Annotated in this window: 23 protein-coding genes and 2 pseudogenes; 7 read left to right on the top strand and 18 right to left on the bottom strand. The window is 53.5% G+C overall.

The features are described 5' to 3' along the window. Positions 1-117 precede the first annotated feature (117 nt). The 5 genes from accD to pdxB all read right to left on the bottom strand — a co-directional run bounded on the left by accD (position 118) and on the right by pdxB (position 4,895). Positions 118-1,032, bottom strand: a complete 915-nt coding sequence (gene accD, locus HV237_RS07765; RefSeq protein ID WP_016153859.1) for an acetyl-CoA carboxylase, carboxyltransferase subunit beta — start codon at positions 1,030-1,032, stop codon at positions 118-120. 149 nt (positions 1,033-1,181) lie between these two features. Next, complete coding sequence (locus tag HV237_RS07760; RefSeq protein ID WP_016153860.1) at positions 1,182-1,841, bottom strand: DedA family protein; 660 nt, start codon at positions 1,839-1,841, stop codon at positions 1,182-1,184. 24 nt (positions 1,842-1,865) lie between these two features. Further along, the gene (truA, locus tag HV237_RS07755; RefSeq protein WP_047358767.1) at positions 1,866-2,678 is read right to left on the bottom strand and encodes a tRNA pseudouridine(38-40) synthase TruA; all 813 of its coding nucleotides are present in this window, start codon (positions 2,676-2,678) and stop codon (positions 1,866-1,868) included. Continuing rightward, positions 2,678-3,691: an aspartate-semialdehyde dehydrogenase gene (locus tag HV237_RS07750; RefSeq protein ID WP_016157051.1), complete on the bottom strand. Its 1,014-nt coding sequence runs from the start codon at positions 3,689-3,691 to the stop codon at positions 2,678-2,680. The genes truA and HV237_RS07750 overlap by 1 nt, the downstream gene beginning before the upstream one ends. 67 nt (positions 3,692-3,758) lie before the next feature. Then, positions 3,759-4,895, bottom strand: a complete 1,137-nt coding sequence (gene pdxB / locus HV237_RS07745; protein ID WP_016153863.1) for a 4-phosphoerythronate dehydrogenase PdxB — start codon at positions 4,893-4,895, stop codon at positions 3,759-3,761. A 108-nt stretch (positions 4,896-5,003) separates the two neighbouring features. On the opposite strand from pdxB, the gene flk reads away from it, so the two are divergent. Continuing rightward, on the top strand, positions 5,004-6,005 hold the full coding sequence (flk, locus tag HV237_RS07740) for a flagella biosynthesis regulator Flk (RefSeq protein WP_047358790.1): 1,002 nt from the start codon (positions 5,004-5,006) through the stop codon (positions 6,003-6,005). Here the strand turns inward: flk and HV237_RS07735 are convergent. Next, the gene (locus HV237_RS07735; protein WP_047358769.1) at positions 6,002-7,180 is read right to left on the bottom strand and encodes an MFS transporter; all 1,179 of its coding nucleotides are present in this window, start codon (positions 7,178-7,180) and stop codon (positions 6,002-6,004) included. The two genes, flk and HV237_RS07735, sit on opposite strands and share 4 nt — an antisense overlap. Before the next feature lie 438 nt (positions 7,181-7,618). Between HV237_RS07735 and HV237_RS07730 the strand changes: the two are divergent. From HV237_RS07730 to HV237_RS07725, 3 genes and pseudogenes are all read left to right on the top strand, one after another. Then, positions 7,619-7,775: pseudogene (locus HV237_RS07730) on the top strand (helix-turn-helix domain-containing protein). Positions 7,776-7,987: 212 nt separating this feature from the next. Continuing rightward, positions 7,988-8,083 (top strand): annotated as a pseudogene (locus HV237_RS26145) (hypothetical protein); the annotation flags it as partial. Positions 8,084-8,107: 24 nt separating this feature from the next. Then, positions 8,108-8,632, top strand: a complete 525-nt coding sequence (locus HV237_RS07725; protein ID WP_047358791.1) for a YbjP/YqhG family protein — start codon at positions 8,108-8,110, stop codon at positions 8,630-8,632. Between the two features lie 53 nt (positions 8,633-8,685). Here HV237_RS07725 and fabB read toward each other — a convergent pair whose 3' ends face one another. Further along, on the bottom strand, positions 8,686-9,906 hold the full coding sequence (gene fabB / locus HV237_RS07720; RefSeq protein ID WP_016157055.1) for a beta-ketoacyl-ACP synthase I: 1,221 nt from the start codon (positions 9,904-9,906) through the stop codon (positions 8,686-8,688). A gap of 159 nt (positions 9,907-10,065) precedes the next feature. On the opposite strand from fabB, the gene mnmC reads away from it, so the two are divergent. Next, positions 10,066-12,066, top strand: coding sequence for a bifunctional tRNA (5-methylaminomethyl-2-thiouridine)(34)-methyltransferase MnmD/FAD-dependent 5-carboxymethylaminomethyl-2-thiouridine(34) oxidoreductase MnmC (gene mnmC / locus HV237_RS07715; RefSeq protein WP_047358770.1), 2,001 nt, complete (start codon positions 10,066-10,068; stop codon positions 12,064-12,066). A gap of 120 nt (positions 12,067-12,186) precedes the next feature. Here the strand turns inward: mnmC and HV237_RS07710 are convergent, their stop codons facing one another. The 6 genes from HV237_RS07710 to prmB are packed head-to-tail and all read right to left on the bottom strand — an operon-like array spanning position 12,187 to position 16,740. Next, entirely contained in the window at positions 12,187-12,465 is a 279-nt protein-coding gene (locus HV237_RS07710; protein WP_016157057.1) for a YfcL family protein, read from the bottom strand. 32 nt (positions 12,466-12,497) lie between these two features. Next, positions 12,498-13,046 carry an elongation factor P hydroxylase gene (locus tag HV237_RS07705; protein WP_047358771.1) on the bottom strand — a complete coding sequence of 183 codons (549 nt, stop codon included), beginning with the start codon at positions 13,044-13,046 and terminating at the stop codon, positions 12,498-12,500. Next, positions 13,046-13,855, bottom strand: coding sequence for a sulfite exporter TauE/SafE family protein (locus tag HV237_RS07700; protein WP_047358772.1), 810 nt, complete (start codon positions 13,853-13,855; stop codon positions 13,046-13,048). Before HV237_RS07700 ends, HV237_RS07705 begins: the two co-directional genes overlap by 1 nt. Further along, the gene (gene mepA, locus HV237_RS07695; RefSeq protein WP_016153875.1) at positions 13,855-14,679 is read right to left on the bottom strand and encodes a penicillin-insensitive murein endopeptidase; all 825 of its coding nucleotides are present in this window, start codon (positions 14,677-14,679) and stop codon (positions 13,855-13,857) included. The genes HV237_RS07700 and mepA overlap by 1 nt, the downstream gene beginning before the upstream one ends. 3 nt (positions 14,680-14,682) lie before the next feature. Continuing rightward, on the bottom strand, positions 14,683-15,768 hold the full coding sequence (aroC, locus tag HV237_RS07690; RefSeq protein ID WP_003028170.1) for a chorismate synthase: 1,086 nt from the start codon (positions 15,766-15,768) through the stop codon (positions 14,683-14,685). Positions 15,769-15,807: 39 nt separating this feature from the next. Continuing rightward, positions 15,808-16,740 carry a 50S ribosomal protein L3 N(5)-glutamine methyltransferase gene (gene prmB, locus HV237_RS07685; RefSeq protein ID WP_016157058.1) on the bottom strand — a complete coding sequence of 311 codons (933 nt, stop codon included), beginning with the start codon at positions 16,738-16,740 and terminating at the stop codon, positions 15,808-15,810. A 166-nt stretch (positions 16,741-16,906) separates the two neighbouring features. On the opposite strand from prmB, the gene smrB reads away from it, so the two are divergent. Beyond that, complete coding sequence (gene smrB / locus HV237_RS07680; protein WP_016153877.1) at positions 16,907-17,458, top strand: endonuclease SmrB; 552 nt, start codon at positions 16,907-16,909, stop codon at positions 17,456-17,458. Positions 17,459-17,538: 80 nt separating this feature from the next. Here smrB and sixA read toward each other — a convergent pair whose 3' ends face one another. The 4 genes from sixA to HV237_RS07660 all read right to left on the bottom strand — a co-directional run bounded on the left by sixA (position 17,539) and on the right by HV237_RS07660 (position 22,151). After that, a complete protein-coding gene (gene sixA, locus HV237_RS07675) occupies positions 17,539-18,024 on the bottom strand; it encodes a phosphohistidine phosphatase SixA (RefSeq protein WP_003028179.1) in 486 nt (161 codons plus the stop codon). A gap of 208 nt (positions 18,025-18,232) precedes the next feature. Continuing rightward, positions 18,233-20,380, bottom strand: a complete 2,148-nt coding sequence (gene fadJ, locus HV237_RS07670) for a fatty acid oxidation complex subunit alpha FadJ (protein ID WP_047358773.1) — start codon at positions 20,378-20,380, stop codon at positions 18,233-18,235. Next, positions 20,380-21,690 carry an acetyl-CoA C-acyltransferase FadI gene (gene fadI, locus HV237_RS07665; protein WP_046275563.1) on the bottom strand — a complete coding sequence of 437 codons (1,311 nt, stop codon included), beginning with the start codon at positions 21,688-21,690 and terminating at the stop codon, positions 20,380-20,382. The genes fadJ and fadI overlap by 1 nt, the downstream gene beginning before the upstream one ends. A 176-nt stretch (positions 21,691-21,866) precedes the next feature. Continuing rightward, positions 21,867-22,151 (bottom strand): YfcZ/YiiS family protein, encoded by a 285-nt coding sequence (locus HV237_RS07660; protein ID WP_003834838.1) that lies wholly within the window; start codon positions 22,149-22,151, stop codon positions 21,867-21,869. Between the two features lie 371 nt (positions 22,152-22,522). On the opposite strand from HV237_RS07660, the gene fadL reads away from it, so the two are divergent. Beyond that, complete coding sequence (fadL, locus tag HV237_RS07655) at positions 22,523-23,803, top strand: long-chain fatty acid transporter FadL (protein WP_046275562.1); 1,281 nt, start codon at positions 22,523-22,525, stop codon at positions 23,801-23,803. A 59-nt stretch (positions 23,804-23,862) separates the two neighbouring features. On the opposite strand, the gene mlaA is transcribed toward fadL, so the two are convergent. Next, positions 23,863-24,618, bottom strand: coding sequence for a phospholipid-binding lipoprotein MlaA (gene mlaA / locus HV237_RS07650; protein ID WP_003028190.1), 756 nt, complete (start codon positions 24,616-24,618; stop codon positions 23,863-23,865). Positions 24,619-24,807 lie beyond the last annotated feature (189 nt).

Here is a 24,807-nt window from a genome sequence, read left to right as displayed (position 1 = left end):
TTTCACGTTGCAGATGCGTTGGCTGTGCTCGCTCACCCGAATCACTTACCTGTGTAAGCTCATCGGGATCAACTCTCTTATCGCCTGCCTGCAACCCGAAACCCATAGAGTAAACTATCAGGCCTCTGATTCCTGATCGGGAACCGGAGGTACCACCTCGCCTTCACGCGGCTCATCCGGATTCGGCGTAGGAAGATTCATCAGCTTCGCCAGAATGCTTGCCAGTTTCAGGCGCATTTCCGGACGGCGGACGATCATATCGATAGCGCCTTTTTCAATCAGGAACTCGCTACGCTGGAATCCCGGCGGCAGTTTCTCACGTACGGTTTGCTCGATAACACGCGGACCAGCAAAGCCGATCAGTGCTTTCGGTTCTGCAATGTTGAGATCGCCCAGCATCGCGAAGCTAGCAGAAACACCGCCCATTGTTGGGTCGGTCAGTACAGAAATATACGGTAAACCGCGTTCCTGCATTTTCGCCAGCGCAGCAGAGGTTTTCGCCATCTGCATCAGAGACATCAGCGCTTCCTGCATACGCGCCCCGCCAGAAGCGGAGAAGCAGATCAGCGGACAGTTATCTTCCAGCGCCTGCTCAACGGCACGGACAAAACGCGCGCCGACCACAGAGCCCATGGAGCCGCCCATAAACGCGAACTCGAATGCAGCAGCAACGACCGGCATACCGTGCAGCGTGCCTTTCATTACCACCAGCGCATCTTTCTCGCCAGTTTCTTTCTGCGCAGAAGCCAGTCTGTCTTTGTACTTTTTGGAGTCACGAAACTTCAGCACATCTTTCGGCTCAAGCTCGCTACCCAGTTCCACAAGAGAACCTTCATCTAACAGGCTATGCAGGCGATTGCGCGCCGACATGCGCATATGATGGTCACACTTCGGACAGACCTCAAGATTACGTTCCAGCTCAGCACGGTATAAAACCTGACCGCAGCTATCACACTTGGTCCACACCCCTTCAGGAATGCTTGCCTTGCGGGTGGGAGTAATGTTGCTTTTAATTCGTTCAATCCAGCTCATTGGTGACCTTTCTGCCTGAACCCTAGTCAGCTTTGTTATAAGGGGCGCATAATGCCATTTTTGCCCCTAACAGACCATGAATGTTGCACATTAAAACATAACAGCCCGAAACTTTGGATAAAAAAGTGGTCGAACCGCTGAGTTACTTTCTATTTTGCAGCCCGTGACGCAGCGCGTTTATGGCGAATCACTTCAATTATGCCCGGCAATACGGAAAGGACGATGATCGCCACAATCAGTAATTTCAGGTTTTCCTGAACGATCGGCAGATCGCCGAACAGATAGCCTGCATAGGTGAACAGCAATACCCACAGCAGCGCGCCTGCGACGTTATACATCGCAAAATGACGGTAGGACATGTGCCCCATACCGGCAACAAACGGTGCAAATGTACGCACAATAGGTACGAAACGCGCGAGGATAATCGTTTTGCCGCCATGACGCTCGTAGAACGCATGGGTTTTATCCAGGTAACTGCGACGGAAAATTTTAGAGTTCGGGTTACTGAAGAGTTTTTCACCGAACAAACGGCCAATCGTGTAGTTCACCGCATCGCCGATAATCGCCGCCACAATCATCAACATCACCATCAGATGAACATTGAGATCGTTAGTTGGCAGCGCAGAAAGCGCGCCAGCGACAAACAGCAGCGAGTCTCCCGGCAGGAACGGCGTCACCACCAGCCCGGTTTCGCAGAACAGGATCAGAAACAGAATCGCGTATACCCAGATACCGTATTCCGCAACCAGCTCCGCCAGATGCACATCAATGTGCAGGATAAAATCGATAAGAAAGTAAATCAGGTCCATAGTTTTGCCTTTATACGACTCAAATTAGTCCGCCAGAAATAGCGGGCCCATAGGCGGTTTTGGCAGGTCGAACCGTTCCGGGTAATCTACTGCAACCAGATACAATCCTTCCGCTTTCGCCGTTGCCGCTGCCAGCGTTCTGTCCTTCGCCGCTAGCAGTTCTGCTATCCAGCTCTCCGGCTGGTTGTTGGCGCCTACTTCCATCAGGCTGCCGACAATATTCCTGACCATATGATGTACAAAGGCATTCGCTTTAATATCCACCACCACATATGCACCAAAACGTTCAACGTTAATGTGCATCACGTTACGCCACGGTGTGCGCGACTGACACTGCACCGCCCGAAACGAGGTAAAATCATTTTCGCCAATCAAACACTGGGCCGCACGATGCATACGATCAGCGTCCAGCGGTTCATAGTAATGGGTTACCCCTTTACCTAAAACCGCAGGGCGCAACCGATGATTGTAGATGATGTAGCGATAACGGCGAGCCGTAGCGCTAAATCGGGCATGGAAATCATCGGGTACAGCTTTCACCCAGCGCACAGCAATGTCACCAGGTAAATTCGCATTTACCCCCAGTGTCCAGGCTGCATCTTTACGCTGGGCAGTCGTTTCAAAGTGCACGACCTGCCCTGTGCCATGAACGCCCGCATCCGTGCGTCCCGCACAAAAGACAGTGATGCGTTCATTCGCCACCTGAGAGAGCGCTTTTTCCAGTTTTTCCTGAACGCTACGCACTTCGTTCTGGCGCTGCCAGCCATAATATTTGCTGCCGTCATACTCAATGCCCAGCGCAATTTTATGGGTTGACGGCTGTTGCAGGTCAGACATTAGTACAGGTACTCCTGCACCAGTTTTTCCGCAATTTTTACCGCCATCAACGCACCGCCAAAGCGTACGTTGTCTGCCACCGACCAGAACTGAACCTGTTCCGGCATCCCATAATCGTTATGCACACAGCCAACTGAAAGGTGCGGAGTACCTGACGCATCGCCAACCTGCGTCGGGATATAGGTCTCTTCTGACAACACTACGTCCTCACCGCGTGAAAACGCATCGCGTGCTTCTTCCGCCGCCAACGGACGCAGAGCTTCAAAATTCACCATCTGTGCGTGGCCATAAAATACCGGCGACTGCACGATGCTGGCGGAGATAAGCAGCCCGTCGTCCTGCATAATTTTGCGCACTTCATCGACGATACGACGCTCTTCGCGCACGCTACCTTCGCGATCCGGCAGCAGCGGCAGCATGTTGAACGCCAGCTGACGGCCAAAGAAATCGTCATCGTCAATCGGGATGCCGTTCAGTAGTTTCGCGCTCTGTCCGGCAAGCGCATCTACGGCTTTTTTACCGTGAGCGGAAGCGGAAATAATATTGGTCACCGTAATACGTGACAGCCCGCCGTCATCAATTAGCGGCTTCAGCGCAGACAGCAGTTGGCTGGTCAGGCTGGAAGGGACCGCAATCACATTGCGGTTGCGGTAATCCGCCAGTACGAACGGGTTAACGTCCGGAACCACCAGCGGAACGTCCGGCTCAAGCGCGAACAGGCCACTACTATCGATAACCAGGCAACCGGCATTGGTCGCTTCTTCCACCCATGCGGCGGTGGCTTCAGCGCCCGCAACAAAAAATGCCAGTTGCGCCTGCGTCCAGTCAAAGTCTACAACGTCCTGAACAAGGACCGATTTACCGTTAAAACGCAGATGCTCACCCGCGCTTTCATTACGCGCCAGCGCATAAATTTCACCGACCGGGAACTGGCGTTCAGCCAGCGTATCGAGCAGGGCTTCGCCTACGGCGCCCGTTGCGCCCAGAATGGCAATATTCCAGCCTTCAGACATGGTGATTTACTCCAGAAATACGTAAGCGTCCCTGTCGCATTATTCGACAGGGAGCATTAAGAAGACATTAATGTGCCGGGTGATAAACAGCGTTAAAACCTAGCTTACACAGCAAGGCAGCAGCCGTTGCGTCGTCACACATCACGTATAAAGACGACCATTCACGGCGCTCAAGATAATTTTTACGCAGCTTATCAAACTCACCCGGAATTCCAGCGACTTTACGCAGCGGCGCATCATCGCGGCGCACATCATACACTAAATGCACCAGCCTTTTCAGCGTTGGCTGATCTAACGGGCCATGCAGTGTGATACGACCAAATTCCGGCGCAGGTAACAGGGTATTGAGCGCAACGTGTTGTTCGCGACCAATAAACTTGCTAAAAGCCTCAAAGACCTGCGTGGTGCCGCGCGCTTTTCCTTCCAGGGTATACCCGGCAATGTGCGCCGTGCCGATATCGGCTTTCTCCAGCAATGCCACATTGAGATCCGGCTCCCCTTCCCAGACATCCAGCACGACGCTCAGCGACTGCCCGGCATTCAATCGGTTCAGCAATGCCGTATTGTCGATGACTGGCCCGCGGCAGGCGTTGATCACAATGGTGCCCGGCTTCAGCCGGCTAATCAGCGCATCATCTGCCAGGTGCAGCGTTTTGTACGGTCCGTCTTTAAACAACGGCGTATGGAAAGTCAACACATCGGCTTGCTCTACCAGTTCGTCCAGCGAGCGGAAATCTCCCTCGTCACCGCGATCGGCTCGCGGCGGATCGCACAGCAGCGTGCGGATCCCCAGTGCTTCCAGACGTGCCTGCAAACGTCCGCCCACATTGCCCACGCCTACGATGCCTACGGTACGATCGCGTAACGCAAACCCGTCGCGCTCCGCCAGCATCAGCAACGCTGAAAAAACATATTCTACGACCGCAATCGCGTTACAGCCGGGCGCTGCGGAAAAGCCGATCTTCGACTGCGCAAGCCATGCTTCATCCACATGGTCCGTGCCTGCGGTTGCCGTGCCGACAAATTGAACCGGTTTTCCGCTAAGCAGTGATTCATTTACTTTCGTCACCGAGCGCACCATTAAGGCATCCGCATCATCCAGTTCGGCAACGGGAATCGGGCGACCGGGAACCGCTTTGACCTCCCCCAAACGACTGAACAGTTCGCGGGCATAGGGCATATTTTCATCAACGAGGATTTTCACGTCTTTCGCACCTGTTTGAGAACGAGAGTTAACCGGGCAAGTGTGCCATAATCTCGCCGCCAGGCATACTGCGAGACCTGGTCAGCACAGATTTAAGGAACAGAGATGATGCAGCCCATTTCAGGTACACCCGCACGCCCTCCCGGCGAAGGCCAAAATGCCCCTTCTGCTGCGGGTGAACAACCGTTATCCACACAACAACGTACCGTGCTGGAACGACTGATTACCCGTCTGATTTCACTCACCCAACAGCAAAGCGCCGAGGTGTGGGCCGGAATGAAGCACGATCTGGGCGTCAAAAGTGATACGCCGCTGCAATCACGTCACTTTCCTGCCGCGGAGCAAAACCTGAATCAGCGGCTGGGTGTTGCTCAGCAAAATCATGCTAATCGTCAGGTTCTCTCACAGCTCACTGAATTACTGAGTCAGGGAAATAACCGCCAGGCGGTAAGTGATTTTATCCGTCAGCAGTATGGGCAAACGGCGCTCAGCCAGCTCACGCCTGAGCAGTTGAAGAACGTGCTCACGCTGCTGCAACAAGGACAGCTTTCTATACCGCAACCGCAACAGCGCCCGGCCACCGATCGTCCGTTATTACCCGCAGAGCACAATACGCTAAACCAGTTGGTTACCAAACTGGCGGCGGCCACGGGAGAGTCAGGTAAGATGATCTGGCAGTCAATGTTAGAGCTGTCTGGCGTAAAAAGCGGTGAGCTGATCCCCGCCAAACAGTTTACTCATCTGGTCACCTGGCTGCAGGCGCGCCAGACGCTCAGCCTGCAAAGCACCCCGACGCTACAAACGCTCCAGGCGGCCCTGAAGCTGCCATTAGAGCCGAATGAGCTGACGGCAATAAAAGAGTACGCGCAGCAGACGTATCAGATCCAACCACAAACGATTCTGACCACGGTGCAGGTGCAGGACTTGCTGAATCAAATCTTCCTGCGCCGCGTTGAACGGGAACGCGAGCTAAACGATCCGCGCCATCTTCAACCTATTTACAGCCCGTTCGCGCCGATGATTGAAACGGTTAAATCTCTGTCGGCACGACCGGGACTGCTGTTTGTCGCGTTAATGATCGCATTAGCCATTTTCTGGCTGGTCGCTTAACCTTTGCGCAGCGTAAGCAGCGTCACGACAATCCCCACCACGGCGGATATCGCTCCGGCAAGGAATACCGAGGGATAACCGTACGCGGTGGCCAGCACCCCGGCGACCGGGCCGCTTATGCCGTAGGAGATATCCTGAAACGCGGCGTAACCGCCCAGCGCCGTACCGCGAACCTGCGCGGGCACTCGCTTCACAACCTCTACGCCCAATGCCGGGAAGATAAGCGAACACCCTGCCCCGGTTAGTGCCGCCCCGAGCAGCGCAATCCATGCTGATGGGGCCTGCCACAGCAGAATCAGCCCCGCGGTTTCAACCAGTAAGGAGACAACGGCTACCTTCACGCCTCCGAACCGATCCGGCATCCAGCCAAACAGAATGCGCATCAACACAAACGCCCCGCCAAACGCGGTCAGGGTGAACCCCGCCATCGTCCAGCCGTTGCTGACAAAATAGAGTGAAATAAACGTACCGATCACCGCAAAGCCAACGCCCTGCAGCGCCAGGCCCAGGCCCGGTTTCCAGATAAGCCCTACCACGCTCCATAACGAAGGGCGTTCTCCTGCATGAGCAGGCACTTTGCGAACGGTGCCGTTGAATGCCCATGCCAGCAGCGGTAATACCATTGTCGTTCCCGCCAGCGCCGCAAAGCCAAAGTGGCTATGGATCAGCAAACCCAGCGGTGCACCGACGGCCAGCGCACCGTAAATCGCCATCCCGTTCCACGACATCACTTTACCCGAGCGTGTTGGACCGACCAGCCCAAGCCCCCAGGTCAGCGTTCCGGTGAGCAGTTGGCTTTCGCCAAAACCGAGGATCAAACGCCCGACGATTAACAATGCAAATTTTACAGGGACAGAAACAGGCAATAGCGCGGCTAACAGCCACGCCGCCCCCGCCAACCCGCAGGCAAACATCCCCTGTAGCGCCGAACGTTTGGCGCCATATTGATCGGCTAAGCGCCCGGCGTAGCCGCGCGTTAATACCGTTGCCAGAAACTGTACGCCTACGGCGATACCAACCATGGTGTTGCCATAGCCCAGCTCCTGATGCACAAACAGAGGAATAACGGGCAAAGGTAGACCGACCGTCATATAGGTCAGGAAAACTGCAAAAGCGATACGAAACAGCGAAAAGTTCGCCGAAGGTGTTTTTTCTTGTTGGGTTACAGCTGTCATGCGTTACTCCAAAATGCAGAGTAAGGCGAGGAATGTCCACGCCCCCTCTACCTGACTTTCAGGATTAAGGTGCGTTGGATAACGTTAAACGCTTACGCATTATCAGATAGATAATGTTGAGTGCGAAGTCTGCCTGTGAGCCACTAAATTTGTCAACCCTGAAATCTCACCAGGTTGGTTCACGGTAAAGACGACTTTTCGTCTTTACCGTGAACCAACCTTTTGCCATTAATTTCTTTCCTTTCTGCCTGTGGAATAAAAAATTTTTCCTTTCGCGCGAAATTTCATTTTTATTCTGGCAATATTCCAGTGACAAAAAAGAAAGTTACGTTATTTTGTTACTCTGGTTTATACCCTGAAAAAAATATCGGCACCGATAACACATTTCCTTAGGTTCACAGAATGGAACACTAAAGCCAAGACTGGCATCGTGCAGATATTGAAAGTGCACTGGAAAAAAAGAATCACGCTCAGAGATCTTTCTCGTGCGGCTGGATTATCACCCGATTCACTGCGCAATGTATTTACCCGAAGCTGGCCCAGAGCGGAACAGATCATGATGCAGGCGCTTGAAACCTCGCCAGACGTGATTTAGCCGTCACGCTATCCACGCCAACAGCCAGAGGATAAAACAAGTAATACTGAATATTAAATAAATCACTCGTAATTTATCGAGCATATAAATTAATAAATATCCCAGCTTAATATATTGAGAATATTAATAGCACTATTTGCCATTTCCAATTGCGTAAATACTGTTAAAGCATCACGTAATTGCTATTGCGTATGTTATTAACAGGAGTCGTTATGAGTTGGGATAAAAAGGTGGCGGTCAATTACGCCAAATCGCACGCGAGTTCACATTCACAAGGGCGCTGTGGGGAATATACCCGCAAAGCCGTCATACACCATTTACAGGAAGAAGTAATGAAAGCCTTTCCACTGATTGTTCTCATCCTGCTGATTTGTGGCTGTACCCCTTCTCACCGTGACAGCACGCAGGATGTGAAACAGTTCTATCTTTCGTGGATGAAGAACTACACTCAGGATCCGGATGCGCCCCGCGAAACATCAGCATTACTGCAACGCTATGTCGCCAAAGAGGTTATCGGGCGTCTGGCGCTGATTGATACGCTTTATGAGCAGGAGATCGTGCAAGCGGACTACTTTATGTATGTGCAGGATTACGCACCGGCATGGATCCCGCTGTTGCGGGTTGGACAGGCGCAGCCATTCCTCGGCGGTGAAAAACTGAACCTGCAGTTAGGCACTGAGTCAGCCCCTATTCAACTGGAGGTATATACCCGTTGGGAGGAAGGACGGTGGAAAATTTATCGTGTCCGGGACGCGGGTCGTCATTACGAGCAGCCCATTTACAATGCCGGAGAGATTACGCGAGCCAGAGCATGGTCCGCTGAGATCGCGCCGGAATACGAAAAAATGCCGAAGTAAACACAGTAAAAAGGGAGCCTGTTAGCTCCCTTTTTTCGTATTCAAGCTGAGACTTACGCCTTCAGCTTACGCATAACCAGCGTAGCGTTGGTGCCGCCAAAGCCGAAGCTGTTGGACATCACGGTGGTCAGCGCCTGCTCGGTCGGTTTGGTCACGATGTTCAGACCTGCCGCCTGCTCATCCAGCTCTTCAATGTTGATGCTTGGCGCGATAAAGCCATGTTCCAGCATCAGCAGAGAGTAGATAGCTTCCTGCACGCCAGCCGCGCCCAGTGAGTGACCAGTCATCGCTTTGGTTGCGGAGATTGCCGGGCTGTTGTTGCCAAACACTTCGCGGATTGCGCCCAGTTCTTTCACGTCACCAACCGGAGTCGAGGTACCGTGAGAGTTCAGGTAGTCGATCGGCGTGTCTACACCGTGCATCGCCATCTGCATGCAACGTACTGCGCCTTCGCCAGACGGAGCAACCATGTCTGCGCCATCGGACGTTGCGCCGTAACCGACGATTTCCGCATAGATGTGCGCGCCACGTGCCAGAGCGTGCTCCAGTTCTTCAACCACGACCATACCGCCGCCGCCAGCAATAACGAAACCGTCGCGGTTTGCGTCATAGGTACGGGAAGCTTTTGACGGATCGTCGTTGTATTTGGTAGACAGCGCGCCCATTGCATCGAATTCACACGCCATTTCCCAGCACAGCTCTTCGCCGCCGCCAGCAAAAACGATGTCCTGTTTGCCCAGCTGAATTTGTTCTACCGCGTTGCCGATGCAGTGCGCAGATGTCGCACAGGCAGAACTGATGGAGTAGTTTACGCCGTGGATTTTGAACGGCGTTGCGAGGCAGGCAGAAACGCCGGACGCCATCGCTTTGGTGACCACATACGGGCCAACCGCTTTCAGACCACGTGGGCTACGCATTGCGTCAGCGCCGAACACCTGAAAACGTGGGGAGCCGCCGCCAGAACCTGCAATCAGGCCAACGCGCGGGTTGTTCTGGTAATCTTCTGCAGCCAGGCCGGCATCAGCCACTGCCTGCTCCATTGATAGGAATGCATAGATGGATGCGTCGCTCATGAAGCGCACTACTTTGCGGTCAATGAGGCCAGTGGTATCCAGTTTTACGTTGCCCCAAACGTGGCTACGCATGCCGGAGTCCTTCAGCTCCTGAGAGAAAGTGATCCCTGAACGTCCTTCACGCAGAGATGCCAGGACTTCCTGCTGGTTATTACCGATGCTGGAAACGATGCCCAAGCCAGTAATCACTGCACGTTTCATTCAATACCTCTGTAAGTCGCACTATTTTAAAGTTTCGAGTGGCACAATAGCGTACACTTGTACGCCGAACAAGTCCGATCAGCCATTTTATGTGGAAATTTGCGCAGCCAGGCACTCATCGCTAAGATCGGGGCACAGCCTGTCAGACGAGTAACTTACGTGAAACAATACGCTATACAACCTGCCAACCTTGAATTCAACGCTGAGGGTACACCTGTTTCCCGAGATTTTGACGATGTCTATTTTTCTAATGATAACGGGCTGGAAGAGACACGTTACGTCTTTCTCGGCGGTAACCATCTCGCACAACGATTCCCTGCGCATTCACGTCCTCTCTTCGTGGTGGCAGAAAGCGGGTTTGGCACCGGACTTAACTTCCTCACGCTCTGGCAGGCATTTGCCGATTTTCGCGATACCCACCCAGAAGCTACCCTGGAAAGATTACATTTCATCAGCTTTGAAAAATATCCGCTGACGCGTGAAGATCTCACCTTAGCCCACCAGCACTGGCCAGAACTTGCCCCGTGGGCCACGGCACTGCAAGAACAATGGCCGCTGCCGCTGGCGGGATGTCATCGCCTGCTGCTTGATGATGGGCGCGTCACGCTGGATCTGTGGTTTGGCGATATTAACGAACTGACCAGTACGCTGGATGACTCTCTGAATCAAAAGGTGGACGCCTGGTTCCTGGACGGTTTCGCACCGGCAAAAAACCCGGATATGTGGACGCCAACGCTGTTTAACGCGATGGCCCGACTGGCTCGTCCCGGCGGGACGCTGGCAACCTTTACATCGGCAGGCTTTGTACGTCGGGGGTTGCAGGAAGCCGGATTTACAATGCAAAAATGCAAAGGCTTTGGGCGCAAACGCGAAATGCTCTGTGGCGTGATGGAACAGACTCAGGCGCTCACGTCCTCGGCGCCATGGTTTGCGCGTACGGGAACAGATAAGCGCGAAGCCGCCATTATTGGTGGAGGAATTGCCAGCGCATTGCTGTCACTGGCGTTATTGCGCCGCGGCTGGCAGGTCACGCTGTATTGCGCCGACGATAAACCTGCCGGGGGCGCATCCGGTAATCGCCAGGGGGCGCTCTACCCCCTACTTAGCAAACATGACGCAGCCATTAATCTCTTTTTCCCCACTGCGTTTACCTTCGCCCGACGACTGTATGACGCCCTCCCCGTTGAGTTCGCGCATGACTGGTGCGGCGTGACGCAACTCGCGTGGGATGAGAAAAGCCAGCAAAAAATCACCCAGATGCTGTCCCTTGAACTGCCCACTGCGCTCGCCGTCGGGGTTGACGCACAGCAGGTTTTACAAACGACAGGGGTGGAAACCGGATGCGGCGGGATTCAGTATCCGGCCGGAGGATGGCTGTACCCGGCGCAGTTAACCGCCGCGGTACTGGAGTATGCAACAACCCTGGGATTACGCACCCGCTACCAACATACGCTGGCCTCACTGACTCGCCAGACAGCAAGCTGGCAATTGCAGTTTTCCAGTGGAGAAACCGCCTCTCACGCAGCAGTCGTTCTGGCTAACGGTCATCGCATTAGCGGCTTTGAGCAAACGCAGCCGCTACCGGTGTACTCCGTGGGCGGTCAGGTGAGTCATATTCCCACCACACCTGCACTTTCAGCGCTGCGTCAGGTGCTGTGCTATGACGGCTACCTCACGCCGCACAACCCGCAAAATCAGCAGCACTGCATTGGCGCCAGCTATCATAGAGGGAGTGAAGAGACAGCGTATCGCGAGGACGATCAGCAACAAAACCGTCAACGCTTAATCGACTGCTTCCCGAACGCTGTGTGGGCAAAAGAGGTAGACGTTAGTGACAATGCCGCCCGCTGTGGAGTGCGCTGCGCCACGCGCGATCACATGCCAATGGTCGGCAACGTCGCGGACTATGACGCCACGCTCAGCCAGTACACCACACTTGCTGCAGACAAAGAACACGCCGTAAGCGCGCCGGTTTATTCCGATTTATTTATGCTGGGCGCGCTGGGATCGCGCGGGCTGTGTACTGCCCCGCTGTGTGCAGAAATTCTGGCTTCGCAAATGAGCAATGAACCGATTCCCATGGATGCCAGCACGCTGGCGGCACTAAATCCAAATCGTCTGTGGGTCAGGAAGTTATTGAAGGGTAAAGCGGTGAAATAAAAGGATGGAGTGCCCTCTCGTCATGGCCTGATGACGCTACGCTTATCAGGCCTACAACCCCCCAACAAGGTAGGCCGGATAAGACACCAGAGCGTCGCCATCCGGCACAATCTACCGCAATTATTGTGCAGTAGCCTTCTGGAACAGAGTGTCCCACATTTCTTTTACTAACGCCTGGTCACGCGGCGATAGTTCGCCTGCGCTGATGGCTTTTTCCAGGCTGCTGGTCACATTGGCGTACAATGCCTCAGCGGAATGGTCCTCGCCAGCGTCCAGTTCGGCCACGGCCAGCGTCAGGTGTCCACGCAAATAGCCACTGGCAAACAACTCATCATCGCTGGCGTGCTCTACCATATCGTCGATTAATGCCAGAATGCGTGATTCAAACTCCGCGATCATCTTCTTTCCTCATTGTAAACGTGGCAGCGACTTCAGTTGAGCGCTTCGGGCCACGGGAATAGTTCCGCCTTAAGTTCAGGCGTGTGATAATAATTCTGTAACGCGTTAATGAAGCGCGCCGGACGTTCAGGGATCCCCTTTTCCAGGTACTCCATCACCTGAGCATGGACACGGCGCTGGAATACCACGCGATCCGGTTCAAAGTCCCCTTCAAGGTTGTCGCAACTGACGTTAAACGGGTAGCCCGCCGCCATGCAAAACAGCCAGTCAAACGCCTGCGGCTTCACTTCCACGTCTTCAAACTGGCATTGCGTCTTCGCGTCGCGTCCATCCGGACAGTACCAGTAACCGAAGTCGACCAGTTCACGCCGCGCCTTACCGGCGATGCACCAGTGTGAAATTTCGTGTAACGCGCTGGCGTAATAGCCATGCGCAAAAACGATACGGTGATACGGTAATTCCGCATCCGCAGGAAGATAGATCGGTTCGTCATCGCCTTTAATCAGACGGGTATTAAATTCATCGGCAAAGCAGCCGTTAAAAATCTCAATTAACTGTTCGTAGTGATGGGTATTATTCATTAGTTCATCCCCAGCCAGTGGAGAATCTCCTGTCCATGATTATCATAAAGTAGCTTGGCGCTCATCACGGCGGAGACAATGACGATCATTGGCCGAATGAGTTTTTGTCCTTTACTGAGCACCAGCCGCGAGCCCATCCGTGCGCCAATAAACTGGCCAATGAGCATCACAAATCCGGTCGCCCAAATCACTTTGCCGCCGAGGGCAAACAGCAACAGCCCGCCGATATTCGATGTGGCATTTAATACTTTGGCGTGGGCCGTCGATTTCGCCAGGTTGTAGCCGCACAGCATGACAAAGGCCAGCGCGTAGAACGACCCCGCAGCCGGACCAAAAAAGCCATCGTAAAAGCCGACGCAGCCCCCGGCCACCAGCGCGAAAGGCAACCCATGCAACCGACGCTGGCGGTCCTCCTCCCCCACTTTCGGCATCAACAGAAAGTAAAGGCCAATACAGATAACCTGAACCGGCAGGATCTGGCGCAGAATATCTGACTGCACGTGCTGAACCAACAGCGCGCCGCTCATTGAGCCGATAAAAGTCATGAAGATATTGAGCTTCTGATCCGCCAGATTAACCACGCCCCGGCGAATAAAATAGAGGGAGGAAGAGATAGATCCTCCACAGGCCTGTAGCTTATTGGTGGCCAGCGCTTGCGCGGGTGGCATCCCGGCCGCCATCAATGCCGGGATAGTGAGTAAACCACCGCCTCCGGCCAGAGAATCAATAAAACCTGCCAGCATCGCCACGAAAAAAAGCACACCTAACAGCAGTGGCGACACCATAAACAGAGAGGCAAAATGATCCATTAGAGTACATGCTCGTCCAGTAGCGCCTGGCAGGAAGGCGGCAACGGCGGCGGTGTCTTCTTCTCAGGCTTGGTGGTTCCAGGTTTCGGAGGTTCGAACCAGCTTTGCAGCTCCGCGCCGCAGCCGTCACCCGGTGGTGGTAACGGTTGATCTTCGCACTCAAGACTGTCGGCAGGACAACGTAACCGTACGTGCATATGCGCACGATGCTGGAACCATGGCCGCACTTTACGCAACCAGTCCCTGTCGGTCCCTGCATCCAGACAAAGTTGCTGCTTAATCGCCGGATTCACGAAAATACGCGTGACTTCATTATCTTTTGCCGCCAGCCTGATCAGGCTGAAAATCTCCGGCTTCCAGAGTGACGGCACGACACGTTTGCCATCCTGTGAGACCAGATCTAACGCCTGCGGCCGCAGCAGTTGCGACTGAGTCCAGCGGGTTTTCGGCAATTGCAGGAAAATATCTACATCCAGTCCCGTCTGGTGGCTGGCGTGACCGCCATTGAATCGCCCACCGGCCGGCATGCCCATATCGCCGATTAACACCGTACCCAGCCCCAGATTGTTGGCCTGATTACTCAGACGCTGGATAAACATCACCAGATCCGGATGGCCAAAGTAACGGCGCTGATCGGTGCGCATCACCTGATAGTGTTCTGACTGTACAGGCAGCGTATCTGCGCCAACAATACAGCCATTGGAGAACGCGCCGATAGACTGCGCGCTGCCTGCAACCGGATGGGTAATTTTCTGCCAGGGCGTCGCCGCCAGACAGGCGGTGCTGGCAAACAGAGCCAGCGCCGCAAGTGCCGTTTTTTTCATCTCTTACCAGCGTGGAATATCGGTCTTCACGTCCGCATTTTGCGCCCGCTGACGCAGCAGGTGATCCATCAACACGATCGCCAGCATCGCTTCGGCGATTGGCACGGCGCGGATCCCAACACACGGATCGTGACGACCTTTGGTGATCATTTCGACTTCTTCACCAAAGCGATTAATAGTGCGCCCTGGAACGGTAATACTCGAGGTCGGTTTCAGCGCCATATGAGCAATGATTTGTTGCCCACTGCTGATCCCACCAAGAATGCCGCCCGCATGATTACTCTGGAAACCTTCTTTGGTGATTTCATCACGGTTCTGGCTGCCGCGCAGTGCAACAACGTCAAAACCGTCGCCAATCTCAACGCCTTTAACGGCGTTAATGCTCATCAGCGCGTGAGCGATATCAGCATCCAGGCGGTCAAATACAGGTTCGCCGAGACCCGCTGGTACGCCGCTTGCAACTACGGTCACCTTCGCCCCGATGGAGTCGCCCTCTTTCTTCAGCCCACGCATCAGTTCGTCCAGCGCCTCGAGTTTATCCGGATCTGGACAAAAGAACGGGTTAAGTTCCACCTGGGACCAGTCTTTGATCTCCAGCGGAATATCACCCATCTGCGTCAGACAGCCGCGAATTTCAACGCCGAACTTTTCCGCCAGATATTTTTTGGCAATCGCTCCGGCCGCAACGCGCATCGCCGTTTCACGTGCGGATGAGCGTCCGCCGCCACGGTAGTCACGCAGGCCATATTTCTGCTCATAGGTATAGTCGGCGTGTCCTGGACGAAAAACGTCCTTAATCGCGCCGTAATCCTGTGAACGCTGATCGGTATTTTCGATCAACAGGCCAATACTGGTGCCGGTGGTAACGCCCTCGAACACACCGGAGAGGATTTTCACCTGATCCGGCTCACGACGCTGCGTAGTGTAGCGCGATGTGCCCGGACGGCGTCTGTCGAGATCGTGCTGCAGGTCAGCTTCTGTCAGAGAAATGCCCGGCGGAACACCATCGACAATACAACCGAGCGCCAGCCCGTGTGATTCACCGAAAGTGGTTACGCGAAAGAGTTGCCCAATTGTGTTTCCTGCCATCACGGCTCCGTTATGAGTGTTGTGTATGTGCGCGTGTATTTAGTCTTTATAAATGCTGAAGTGCTCGCGAGCAGCAACTAACTGCTCTTTGGTCAGCATGAATACACCTTCACCGCCGTTGTCGAACTCCAGCCAGGTGAACGGTACATCCGGGTATTGCTCTATCAGATGTACCATGCTGTTTCCGACTTCACAAATCAGAATACCGTTATCCGACAGGTAGTCCGGAGCGTTACCCAGAATGCGGCGGGTAAGTTTTAGTCCATCGCTGCCGGACGCCAGACCCAGCTCAGGTTCATGACGATATTCGTTTGGCAGATCGGACATATCTTCCGCATCGACATACGGCGGATTGGTCACAATCAGGTCATACTGGACTTTCAGCAGATCGCGGAACAGATCGGAACGGATCGGCGTAACATGATGGATCAGGCCGTGCTCTTCAATATTGTGTTCGGTCACCGCCAGCGCGTCGGTGGAAATATCCACCGCATCCACTTCAGCCTCCGGGAAAGCATAGGCGCAGGCAATGGCAATACAGCCGCTGCCGGTACACATATCCAGGATATGCTGCGGCTGCTCATTAATAAGGCCCGCAAAGCGGTTATTAATAAGCTCGCCAATCGGCGAACGTGGTACCAGCACGCGTTCATCAACATAAAACTCATGCCCGCAGAACCAGGCTTTGTTGGTCAAATAAGCGACCGGAATGCGCTCGTTGACGCGGCGAATCACGCGTTCAACAATGCGATGGCGCTCGCTGGAAGTCAGACGCGCGGTACGCATATCTTCTGGAATATCCAGCGGCAGATAAAGTGACGGCAGCACCAGTTGTACGGCCTCGTCCCATGGGTTATCCGTGCCATGGCCATACCAGATGTTCGCCGCGCTAAAACGGCTGACCGCCCAACGCAACATGTCCTGAATGGTATGCAGTTCACTCACTGCTTCATCGACGAAAATTTTATCCACGTATTCCTCCAGGGCATGCTCGTATTAATTTCGGCGGCTAGTTTGCCACGAAGACGGCGATAAATCAGCATTCACACAGGGCCTGAGCGCGAAAATTGCGTTTTAAGCGATCGGATGCCCGCCGAGTCGGGTTAAACTAACGAAAAATAAAAGATGAGACTCTCGAATGAAAAAGAAAACATCGCTCAGCGAGGAGGATCAGACGCTGTTTCGCCAGCTGATGACCGGCACGCGTAAAATGAAACAGGACACCATTGTTCACCGACCGCTACGTAAAAAAATTACCGAGGTTCCGGTTAAAAGGCTGCTGCAGGAACAAGCTGATGCCAGTCACTATTTCTCGGACGAGTTTCAGCCGCTGCTGAATACGGACGGCCCGGTAAGATATCTGCGTGCCGACGTCAGCCATTTCGAACTGAAGAAAATGCGCCGTGGCGATTACTCCCCGGAGCTGTTTCTCGATCTGCACGGGCTGACCCAGCAGCAGGCCAAACAGGAGTTAGGCGCGCTGATTGCCGCCTGTCGTCGTGAGCATGTGTTTTGCGCCTGCGTGATGCATGGCCACGGAAAACATATTCTTAAGCAGCAAACACCGCTCTGGTTGGCGCAGCATCCGCACGTGATGGCCTTTCATCAAGCGCCAAAAGAGTACGGTGGCGACGCCGCGCTGCTGCTGCTGATTGAAGTGGAAGAGTGGCAACCACCCGAACTTCCCTGATGCAGAAAAACAGAAAGAGCCGCTTTTGCGGCTCTTTGATTTTCCGGATGACGGCTGTGCCTTATCCGATTCCAGGCTTTTTAAATCGCTTTTGCCATTTTCAGGTTACACGGGCTCATCTGCCAGTTAAAAGTACCCTTCCCGCTCTCATCAAGCGTTACGCTGGCAATCGCTGATGTGGTAAACATCGGCGGTGTTTCGCCTGGGCAAAGTTCAGACACCAGATACCCCACTAAAGGTAAGTGAGAGATGACCAGCGCCGTGGCGATACCTTCATTGGCCAGAGCCTGTAAATAGGCGCTGACCAGACCGACATCGCCGCAGGGAGTCAACTCCGGCAAAACATCCACACCGGTTGGCAGGTTCATACACTCCCCCACCACATCCAGCGTTTGTTCGGCTCGTAGGAACGGGCTCACCAGAACACGTTCGATATCCACTTTTTGACCTTTCAGCCAGTTCGCCATCAGGCGAGATTCGTCACAACCACAGGAGGTTAAGGGACGAACCGAATCACTGGCGGCATCGAGGGCTGCGTCGCCGTGACGCATGATAAAAACTTGCATATTGCACCGCTTTTGTTAACCAGAATCACCGACACCTTTATCCACAGCCCCTATTGACCGTGGTAACGATGTGGTGGCCGGCATTGTGCCTTATCCATTCACCGAATGAAACGCTGTTTTTTACCTCAACGGCGTAAGTATAGTCAATCTCTGTTTACATTTTGAGCGCGACCCATACATTCAGTGCGGATTCATCCTACCTTTGACCTCATGAATTCAGGTCAGTTTCCCCATTACTCCAGAATCTTTCACCGCGTTCCGCCATCTGCAATAACTGCTCACACGGCGTAAACCGCGAGCCGTATTGCGTGGTCAGTCGTTGCAGAGCAGCAACCACTTCACCCGCGCCGAGCGAATCCATATACCGGAACGGGCCGCCGAGGAAGGGCGGAAAACCAATACCAAATACAGCGCCGATATCACCATCACGCGCGCTGCGGATAATCTTCTCATCGAAACAGCGTGCTGCTTCATTGAGCATTAACATGACGCACCGCTCAGCGATCTGCGCGGCGGTGAGTCGGCCCTGCCCCTGGACGCCAATAAGCGTATAAATTGCAGGGTCGACCTGTTTTTTGCTTTTACGCCCTTTCGCTCCATAAAGATAGAAACCCCGACCATTTTTTCTACCTTTGCGATCGTCATTCAAAATTGAAGCAACAACATTTGCAGGCGCGCTAAAACGTTCTCCATATGCAGCCTCAAGCACTGGTATAATTTTAGTGCCCGTATCAATTCCGACCTCATCCAAAAGTTGGATTGGCCCGACCGGAAAACCAAACTTAACCAGCGCGGCGTCAATGGCTTCAACCCGCTCGCCTTCGGTCAGCATACGAATAGCTTCGTTAATGTATGGCGCTAAAATGCGGTTAACATAAAATCCGGCCTTATCTCTGACCACTATCGGCGTTTTGCCCTGCTTTTTCGCCAGTTTAACGGTTGTGGCAATTGTCTGCTCAGAGGTCGTGGCATGCGGGATAACCTCGACCAGCGGCATTTTTTCCACCGGGCTAAAGAAGTGCAAACCAATTACTTGTTGAGGTCTGGCAGCGTTCGCCGCAATATCGCCAATCGGCAAAGATGAGGTGTTAGAGGCAAAAATGGTATGAGATGCGCAATTTTGCTCAACTTCTGCCACCATCTGTTGTTTTAACGCCAGATCTTCAAATACGGCTTCAATAACCAAGTCGCGATGAGCGAAGCCACGGTAATCGGTTGATCCCGAAATCAGCGCCAGCTGTTTATCACGCTCGCTGGCTTTGATATGACGGCGGCGAACCTTCGTTTCAAGCTGATCCCAGCTGTACTTCAGCGCGTGGTTGATTCCCTTGGCATTTATATCTTTGATACGCACTGGCAAGCCGCCTTTACAGGCCGTCACATAGGCAATACCGCCCCCCATCAGACCGCCGCCCAAAATGCCTACACTGTTTAGCGGGCCGGGCTTCACATCACTTCCGGGATCCTTTTTCACATCGGTGTTGGCAAAAAAGATGTGCCGCAGCCCCTGAGACTGAGATGTCATCGCCAGTTCGCCAAACGCGCGGGCTTCGGCGTCGTAACCGCTGCTGCTGCCTTGCGCCAGGCCGGTTTCGATGACCTCAAGGATACGTTCTGTTGCAGGGTAGTTGCCCTGCGTTTTTTGCGCCGTCTTTTTACTGGCCATGCGGAATAACAGCGCCCGCCCCAGCGGCCCCGCGAGCACACGCTCTCGCACCGGCAGAGTTCGGTGTGCGGGACTGTCCTTTTTGGCCAGTTCTACGGCCGCTTCCAGCAAAATGGTATGCGGTACAACTTCATCCACTAAACCCACTTTCAGCGCCTGTTTTGCGCGTAGTTGTTTTCCGGTGAGGATCATATCCAGCGCGGTACTGACGCCAATCAGACGGGGCAACCGCTGGGTACCGCCAGAGCCGGGCAGCAGACCAAGCTGCACTTCCGGTAAACCCAGTACGGTTTTAGCATCATCGGTACAAATACGATTGTGGCACGCCAGCGCCATCTCCAGGCCACCGCCGAGACAGGCGCCATGAATTGCGGCGATTACGGGGATCGGCAAGGCATTAATTTCCGCCATAATCTGCTGCCCCTGGCGTGCCAGCGTTTCAGCTTCCTGCGCGCTGCGACAGCGACCAATCATGTTGATATCCGCCCCGGCAATGAAGTTATCGGGTTTCGCCGAAATGAACACCACGCCGCGTAATGCTTTGTTATCGCGAATTTGTTTCAGAATGACCCGAACCTGAGAGGCAAATTCCGCCTTCAGAGTATTCATTTTCTCTTCGGGCACATCAATGGTGACAACAGCGACGTTATCCAGACGTACGTTTAGCGTAAAAGCCGATGCCATTTCCATTATTCCGCCTCCAGAACCATTGCCGCACCCAGACCACCTGCAGCACAGGCTGTCACTAAACCAAAACCACCGCCACGGCGTCGTAACTCATGGAGGGTTTGGGTGATCATGCGAGCACCGGTGGCGGCGAAGGGGTGTCCATAGGCAATCGATCCGCCCAGCACATTAAATTTACTGTCATCGACCTCGCCCGTGGCATGCGCCCTGCCCAGCACTTCGCGGGCAAAACGTTCGCTACCCAGCAGTTGAAGATTCGCCAGCGTTTGTGCGGCAAATGCTTCATGCATATCGATCAGGGTTAAATCAGCCATGGTCAGACCCGCTCTCTCCAGGGCAAGCGGCGTTGACCACGCAGGCCCCAACAGCATGTCCTGCCAGACATCGATGGCGGTAAAGGCAAAACTACGCAGGTATCCCAGCGGCACCAGCCCCAACTCTTTCGCACGCGATTCCGTCATCATAATCACGGCGGCTGCGCCGTCCGTTAGCGGGGTACTGTTCGCCGCGGTAACGGTGCCGTGCTTTCGGTCAAAGGCCGGACGCAGTTTGGCGTAATCGGCCAGCGTAGAGTTACCGCGAATATTGTTATCTTCTGAAAAAGGATCTTTGAAAGGTGGCGCGTAGGTGGTCATCACCTCATCTGCCAGTTTGCCTTCAGACCACGCCTGAGCGGCGCGCTGATGAGAACGGTGCGCCAGGGCATCCTGTTGCTCTCGCGTAATCCCATAAGTTTTGGCCATTTGCTCGGCCGTATCCCCCATGCGTAAACCGGTGGAGTACTCGGCGACGGCTGGCGGTACGGGCATCAGGTCACGTAAGCGCAGTCGGGAGAAAAGCTTAAGACGCTGACCGGTGGTCCGGGCCTTATTGACATCCACCAGCACCCGCGCCAGCTTTTTGCTAACGCCAATAGGCAGAACTGACGAGGAGTCCGCACCGCCGGCAATTCCTGCGCGAATAGTCCCCGCCATCAGGCTTTCCGCGACATTCGCCACCGCCTGGAAGCTGGTGGCGCAGGCTCGGCTTACGCTGTAGGCATCGGTGTGCACATTCATCCCGGTTCCCAGCACGATTTCACGAGCAATATTTGGGGCTTCGGGCATTTGCACCACCTGGCCAAAGACCAGTTGCTCAATCACATCAGCAGAAATTTCGCTGCGCGCCAGCAGCTCGCCAACGACCATTTTCCCCAAATCTACGGCGGGAATGCCATGAAACGCGGTTGCCTGGCGGGCAAATGGCGTACGCAATCCGCTTACGATGGCGATGCGATCGCCCTGGCGGGTAATCAGCGGTAAAGCCTGACTCATAACACTCCCCTGTAAAAAATAAAAATAAGTGGTCTGACCTGATCACAGTCTTAACCAATTTTTTACATTTAGCCAAGCAGGGAGAAAAGAAAGTGGGAGCTAAGACACAGTGAATAATCACTGACAGTGACGAAAAAGCCCTTGCTACCGGGTAACAAGGGCTTTTAAAGAAGGGATTAACGCAGACCCAGTTGGAAGATCAGCGTTTCAGCTTCACAGGCAAAAACAAAGTCGATATCCAGACGCACACCTTCAGACTCTTCAGTAAAGGTCGAGGTGATTTGGCAAGGCTCAGATTCCACGCCACGCGCCTTCTCAGTCAGAGCGGCCAGCGTTTCTTCTGCCTCTGCACGATTCGCGAACACACGGCTGTATGACGCGGTGCAATCGGAGTTGTCCATGATGGTGCCAACATCCATACAGCAGCAAACCGGGGTTTCATCAGCACTGCATTTACTCATTGTAGATTTCCTCTGTATTCGCACCTGTGGTGCCAGATAAACGATGGGGATATTTTACGCTCCCATTATTCGCCTCTCCAGTCGTTAATTGTATGAAATGGGATAAGTGACCGAAATCACACTTAAAAATGATCTAAAACAAAAATCACCCAAACAGGTGAGTGTGCATACCCGCAATTTTGCCAGCTGGATCGCGTTTCCGAGATCAGAATTGAAAATATTTATAAACATACTTGCAACATTTCAGCTGGTCAGACCTATACTCTCGGCACTGGTCTGATTTCTAAGTTGTACCTCAGACCCTACACTTCGCGCTCCTGTTACGGTATGTAACATTGTTTGTATAAAAATAAATCAATGAGGTTATGGTCATGAGCCAGAAAACCCTGTTTACAAAGTCTGCTCTCGCAGTCGCAGTGGCAATTATCTCCACACAGGCCTGGTCTGCAGGCTTTCAGTTAAACGAATTTTCTTCCTCTGGCCTTGGCCGGGCATATTCGGGTGAAGGCGCTATTGCAGATGATGCAGGTAACGCCAGTCGTAACCCGGCGCTGATTATGATGTTTGACCGCCCTACTTTTTCAGCGGGTGCGGTGTATATCGATCCAGACGTGAATATTTCCGGTAAATCGCCATATACAGGACGCAGCACCGATGCGGACAACATCGCGCCTACGGCGTGGGTTCCCAATGCTCACTTCGTGATGCCGATCAACGAACAGTTTGGTTGGGGGGCTTCTGTCACGTCAAACTATGGCCTGGCAACCGAATTTAACGACAGCTACATCGTCGGCGAATACGGCGGGAAGACCGATCTTAAAACGGTCAACCTGAACCTGAGCGGTGCCTACCGTCTGAATGATAGCTGGAGCTTTGGCGTTGGTTTTAATGCCGTCTATGCCGATGCAAAAATTGAGCGTTATTCCGGTGAACAAACTGCTGCATTGCCAAAAGTCAGCCAGAAAATTGCCAGCCTGAAAGGTGACGAATGGGGTTACGGCTGGAACGCCGGTATTTTGTACGAGCTGGATAAAAATAACCGCTACGGTTTAACGTATCGGTCTGAAGTCAAAATCGACTTCGATGGCGATTACAAGAGCGGCATCCGCACCCAGGCCAACGCGTTACCTGGCGCAGGCACGGCGTTCCCTTGGGGAACCACCAACGCCACCGTCCCAGGTTCTCTGACGCTTAACCTGCCGGAAATGTGGGAACTGTCGGGTTACAACCGCGTTGCACCACAGTGGGCTATTCACTACAGCATGGCTTACACCAGTTGGAGTCAGTTCCAGGAGCTGAAAGCAACCGGCACCAACGGGCAGACGCTGTTCTATAAAGAAGAAGGGTTCAAAGATTCTTACCGCATCGCGCTGGGTACGACTTATTACATGGATAAAAGCTGGACCTTCCGTACCGGTATCGCCTATGACGATAGCCCGGTTCCTGCGAGCAAGCGTTCCATCTCCATTCCGGACCAGGACCGTCTGTGGTTGAGTGCGGGTACCACTTACGCCTTCAATGATGACGCATCCATTGACGTAGGCGTTTCTTATATGCACGGCCAGAAAGTGACCGTCAAAGAAGGCCCGTATACTTTCGATTCTGAAGGTAAAGCCTGGCTGTTCGGTACCAACTTCAACTACGCATTCTGATTTTCTTCAGATATAAAAAAGGTGAGCTTTTTAGCTCACCTTTTTATTTTCATCCTTCCTTACTCAGAATCGATCTCTTTTAAATCGTCCTGAATATCTTTCGCGTTCGGGTTTTCTTCTGGTTTGAGTTTCCCACCGTTCGCAATAAAGTCATGACGCTGGAAGTAAGCTTCTCGCACCATGATGTAAGGGTCGGAAGACTGACGCAGCAGACCGTCGGAATCAAGCAGTTGCGCGCGGGTTTCAATCCCTTCAACCGTCCATTTACCTATCGACAACGGCCAGGTCAGCCAGGACAGTACCGGATACAGCGTATCCACCATGTCGCCGCCATCATCACGCAGCGTGAAGCTGCCGTAGAATGGAAGCTGCATATACGGTCCATAACCAACGTCATAGTGGCCTAACGTACTACCAAAACGGTGTGGTTCAACGCGCTGTAACTTCGGATTAGCCATACCCGCCACGTCGATAAATCCGCCCATACCTAACAGGGTGTTCAGGAAGAAACGGGTGAAGTGCACCATCCCCTGATAGGGGTCGCCTTGCAGGAAGTAGTTGACCATAACGGCCGGCTCTTCAAGGTTGCCGGTAAAATTGCTCAAACCGTTACGCGCCGGCTGCGGGACATAATCACGCCAGGCAACTGCCACCGGTCGAACAACGTATGGATCTAAAACATTAAAGTTGAAGTTGTACATGGTGCGGTTGAACCCTTCAAATGGGTCCGAACGCCCCTGCTGTTCAGTACCAGAGCTCGCACACCCCACCAAAAGTGTGGTTCCCAGCGCAAGCGCCGACAGGCGAAGCTTCATAAGTGTCTCCCTGTGTATTATGGCTATCGCTGATTGCCATCCATGACGGAACGATGACGTATCCGCCTGTTTAGATGTGAGCGATTGTAACAGCACGTCAAATGATGTCTATATACCCTGTGTTACTGATTTGATCATAGCCTGGTAATGCGTACTCCGCGGCGGCTCTATTCTAGCTACCCCAATAAA

Origin of the sequence: Citrobacter sp. RHBSTW-00570, from assembly GCF_013739755.1 — a bacterium.
Lineage (GTDB): Bacteria > Pseudomonadota > Gammaproteobacteria > Enterobacterales > Enterobacteriaceae > Citrobacter > Citrobacter braakii.
This window is presented reverse-complemented; position numbering and strand designations above follow the sequence as displayed.

What these genes read in the sequence shown, in the direction of transcription:
- accD (WP_016153859.1), bottom strand. Translation starts at nt 1,032, where the DNA reads ATGAGCTGGATTGAACGAATTAAAAGCAACATTACTCCCACCCGCAAG.
- HV237_RS07760 (WP_016153860.1), bottom strand. Translation starts at nt 1,841, where the DNA reads ATGGACCTGATTTACTTTCTTATCGATTTTATCCTGCACATTGATGTG.
- truA (WP_047358767.1), bottom strand. Translation starts at nt 2,678, where the DNA reads ATGTCTGACCTGCAACAGCCGTCAACCCATAAAATTGCGCTGGGCATT.
- HV237_RS07750 (WP_016157051.1), bottom strand. Translation starts at nt 3,691, where the DNA reads ATGTCTGAAGGCTGGAATATTGCCATTCTGGGCGCAACGGGCGCCGTA.
- flk (WP_047358790.1), top strand. Translation starts at nt 5,004, where the DNA reads ATGCAGCCCATTTCAGGTACACCCGCACGCCCTCCCGGCGAAGGCCAA.
- HV237_RS07735 (WP_047358769.1), bottom strand. Translation starts at nt 7,180, where the DNA reads ATGACAGCTGTAACCCAACAAGAAAAAACACCTTCGGCGAACTTTTCG.
- HV237_RS07725 (WP_047358791.1), top strand. Translation starts at nt 8,108, where the DNA reads ATGAAAGCCTTTCCACTGATTGTTCTCATCCTGCTGATTTGTGGCTGT.
- fabB (WP_016157055.1), bottom strand. Translation starts at nt 9,906, where the DNA reads ATGAAACGTGCAGTGATTACTGGCTTGGGCATCGTTTCCAGCATCGGT.
- HV237_RS07710 (WP_016157057.1), bottom strand. Translation starts at nt 12,465, where the DNA reads ATGATCGCGGAGTTTGAATCACGCATTCTGGCATTAATCGACGATATG.
- HV237_RS07705 (WP_047358771.1), bottom strand. Translation starts at nt 13,046, where the DNA reads ATGAATAATACCCATCACTACGAACAGTTAATTGAGATTTTTAACGGC.
- HV237_RS07700 (WP_047358772.1), bottom strand. Translation starts at nt 13,855, where the DNA reads ATGGATCATTTTGCCTCTCTGTTTATGGTGTCGCCACTGCTGTTAGGT.
- mepA (WP_016153875.1), bottom strand. Translation starts at nt 14,679, where the DNA reads ATGAAAAAAACGGCACTTGCGGCGCTGGCTCTGTTTGCCAGCACCGCC.
- aroC (WP_003028170.1), bottom strand. Translation starts at nt 15,768, where the DNA reads ATGGCAGGAAACACAATTGGGCAACTCTTTCGCGTAACCACTTTCGGT.
- smrB (WP_016153877.1), top strand. Translation starts at nt 16,907, where the DNA reads ATGAAAAAGAAAACATCGCTCAGCGAGGAGGATCAGACGCTGTTTCGC.
- sixA (WP_003028179.1), bottom strand. Translation starts at nt 18,024, where the DNA reads ATGCAAGTTTTTATCATGCGTCACGGCGACGCAGCCCTCGATGCCGCC.
- fadJ (WP_047358773.1), bottom strand. Translation starts at nt 20,380, where the DNA reads ATGGAAATGGCATCGGCTTTTACGCTAAACGTACGTCTGGATAACGTC.
- fadI (WP_046275563.1), bottom strand. Translation starts at nt 21,690, where the DNA reads ATGAGTCAGGCTTTACCGCTGATTACCCGCCAGGGCGATCGCATCGCC.
- HV237_RS07660 (WP_003834838.1), bottom strand. Translation starts at nt 22,151, where the DNA reads ATGAGTAAATGCAGTGCTGATGAAACCCCGGTTTGCTGCTGTATGGAT.
- fadL (WP_046275562.1), top strand. Translation starts at nt 22,523, where the DNA reads ATGAGCCAGAAAACCCTGTTTACAAAGTCTGCTCTCGCAGTCGCAGTG.
- mlaA (WP_003028190.1), bottom strand. Translation starts at nt 24,618, where the DNA reads ATGAAGCTTCGCCTGTCGGCGCTTGCGCTGGGAACCACACTTTTGGTG.